General features: G+C 48.0%; 2 rRNA genes. Both read left to right on the top strand.

Annotated features, from left to right (window positions below):
• Nucleotides 1–294 precede the first annotated feature (294 nt).
• A 23S ribosomal RNA gene (locus A3756_RS07115) occupies nucleotides 295–3,177 on the top strand.
• Between the two features lie 167 nt (nucleotides 3,178–3,344).
• Nucleotides 3,345–3,459: ribosomal RNA gene (gene rrf, locus A3756_RS07120) — 5S ribosomal RNA — on the top strand.
• Nucleotides 3,460–3,516: the final 57 nt, after the last annotated feature.

The raw sequence follows: 3,516 nt of genomic DNA on the forward strand, positions 1-3,516 counted from the left end.
GCTTGGTTTAAGTTTGAATTAAGTAAAGTGTATTTATTTCTAATCATGCGATTAGAAGCTCTTTAACAATTAGGTAAGTAATAGTAGACGTTGTTTTATGTTGTGATGACATAATGCAACTCATTGCTAAGTGATTAGATTATTCACATATCAGCGAATAATTTAATCATGGATAACGAAAGAAATGAGATTCATATCAAGCGTTATCCGGCGAAAACGTTACGAATGGTCATATATATAGCTTAAGTACTAAGATGGTAAAAGGTCGTCTTAGAAGACTACTTCGGGTTATATAGTTAAGTGACTAAGCGCATACGGTGGATGCCTTGGCAGTCAGAGGCGATGAAGGACGTAGTAACCTGCGATAAGCGTTGGTAAGCTGGTAAACAAGCTTTGACCCAACGATTTCCGAATGGGGAAACCCATCTAACATAAGTTAGATATCTTGCACTGAATACATAGGTGTAAGAAGCAAACCCGGAGAACTGAAACATCTAAGTACCCGGAGGAAAAGAAATCAACCGAGATTCCCTTAGTAGCGGCGAGCGAACGGGGATTAGCCGATGATTATTGAATTAGTGGAACGCTCTGGGAAGTGCGGCCATAGTGGGTGATAGCCCCGTACACGAAGATTCAATAGTCACATATTAAGTAGGACGGGACACGTGTTATCTTGTCTGAAGATGGGGGGACCATCCTCCAAGGCTAAATACTCCTGACTGACCGATAGTGAACCAGTACCGTGAGGGAAAGGCGAAAAGAACCCCTGTGAGGGGAGTGAAATAGATCCTGAAACCGTATGCGTACAAGCAGTGGGAGCAGACTTGTTCTGTGACTGCGTACCTTTTGTATAATGGGTCAGCGACTTAATTTTAGTAGCAAGGTTAACCGTATAGGGGAGCCGTAGGGAAACCGAGTCTTAATAGGGCGTTTAGTTGCTGGGATTAGACCCGAAACCGAGTGATCTAGCCATGAGCAGGTTGAAGATCAGGTAACACTGATTGGAGGACCGAACCCACTTATGTTGAAAAATGAGGGGATGACTTGTGGCTAGGAGTGAAAGGCTAATCAAACTCGGAGATAGCTGGTTCTCCTCGAAAGCTATTTAGGTAGCGCCTCGTGTATCACCCTGGGGGGTAGAGCACTGTTTGGGCTAGGGGGTCATCCCGACTTACCAACCCCATGCAAACTCCGAATACCCAGGAGTGCGATCACGGGAGACACACGGCGGGTGCTAACGTCCGTCGTGGAGAGGGCAACAACCCAGACCGCCAGCTAAGGTCCCAAAGTTACAGTTAAGTGGGAAACGATGTGGGAAGGCTTAGACAGCTAGGAGGTTGGCTTAGAAGCAGCCATCCTTTAAAGAAAGCGTAATAGCTCACTAGTCGAGTCGGCCTGCGCGGAAGATTTAACGGGGCTCAAACTGTACACCGAAGCTGCGGATATCTTTTAGATATGGTAGAGGAGCGTTCTGTAAGCTGATGAAGCTCAATTGAGAAGTTGGGTGGAGGTATCAGAAGTGCGAATGCTGACATGAGTAACGACAAAGGGGGTGAAAAACCCCCTCGCCGGAAGACCAAGGGTTCCTGCGCAACGTTAATCGGCGCAGGGTGAGTCGGCCCCTAAGGCGAGGCTGAGAAGCGTAGTCGATGGGAAACAGGTTAATATTCCTGTACTTGTATATATTGCGATGGGGAGACGGAGAAAGCTAAACCAGCATGGCGACGGTTGTCCATGTTTAAGGTTGTAGGCTGAGGACTTAGGCAAATCCGGGTCCTTAAGGCTGAGAACTGATGACGAGATCTCTTTTAGAGATTGAAGTGGTTGATGCTCTGCTTCCAGGAAAAACCTCTAAGCTTCAGATATATAGGAACCGTACCCCAAACCGACACAGGTGGTCAGGTAGAGAATACCAAGGCGCTTGAGAGAACTCGGGTGAAGGAACTAGGCAAAATGGTACCGTAACTTCGGGAGAAGGTACGCCGATTTTGGTGATCAGACTTGCTCTGTAAGCTGAGGTCGGCCGAAGATACCAGTTGGCTGCGACTGTTTATTAAAAACACAGTACTCTGCAAACACGAAAGTGGACGTATAGGGTATGACACCTGCCCGGTGCCGGAAGGTTAATTGATGGGGTTAGCGTATGCGAAGCTCTTGATCGAAGCCCCGGTAAACGGCGGCCGTAACTATAACGGTCCTAAGGTAGCGAAATTCCTTGTCGGGTAAGTTCCGACCTGCACGAATGGTGTAACGATGGCCAAGCTGTCTCCACCCGAGACTCAGTGAAATTGAAATCGCTGTTAAGATGCAGCGTATCCGCGGCTAGACGGAAAGACCCCGTGAACCTTTACTATAGCTTCACAGTGAACTTTGAACCTATTTGTGTAGGATAGGTGGGAGGCTTTGAAACCAGGTCGCTAGATCTGGTGGAGCCATCCTTGAAATACCACCCTGGTATGTTTGAGGTTCTAACTCGGGTCCCTTATCGGGATCGAGGACACTGTGTGGTGGGTAGTTTGACTGGGGCGGTCTCCTCCCAAAGAGTAACGGAGGAGCACGAAGGTGCGCTAAGCATGGTCGGACATCATGCGGTTAGTGTAATGGCATAAGCGCGCTTAACTGCGAGACAGACACGTCGAGCAGGTACGAAAGTAGGTCATAGTGATCCGGTGGTTCTGTATGGAAGGGCCATCGCTCAACGGATAAAAGGTACTCCGGGGATAACAGGCTGATACCGCCCAAGAGTTCACATCGACGGCGGTGTTTGGCACCTCGATGTCGGCTCATCACATCCTGGGGCTGAAGCCGGTCCCAAGGGTATGGCTGTTCGCCATTTAAAGTGGTACGCGAGCTGGGTTTAGAACGTCGTGAGACAGTTCGGTCCCTATCTGCCGTGGACGTTGGAAAATTGAGAAGAGCTGCTCCTAGTACGAGAGGACCGGAGTGGACGAACCCCTGGTGTTCGGGTTGTGTCGCCAGACGCATTGCCCGGTAGCTACGTTCGGACAGGATAACCGCTGAAAGCATCTAAGCGGGAAGCCCCCTTCAAGATAAGTTTTCCCTGGGAATTTAATTCCCCTAAAGAGCCGTTAAAGACTATGACGTTGATAGGCTGGGTGTGTAAGTGCGGTAACGTATTGAGCTAACCAGTACTAATTGCTCGTGAGGCTTAACTATATAACGCCCAAGTGGTTTTATAGTGAATGATTATTCGTACAACGACGGGTAACGCAAATTGGATATGAGTCTTCGTTAGACAGCAGAGATTAAATTAGCTATTACTTGCTATTGTTAAAGACGCAGAATTAAGTGTTGTTGATCAAGTATCAGCAACCGAAGTTTTGTCTGACGACCATAGAGCTTTGGAACCACCTGATCCCATCCCGAACTCAGAAGTGAAACGAAGCATCGCCGATGGTAGTGTGGGAGGTCCCATGTGAGAGTAGGTCATCGTCAGGCTTCTATTAGAAACCCCAGTAGGTCATCCTGCTGGGGTTTTTTTATTGTCTAAATAAA

This window comes from Oleiphilus sp. HI0086 (assembly GCF_001635225.1).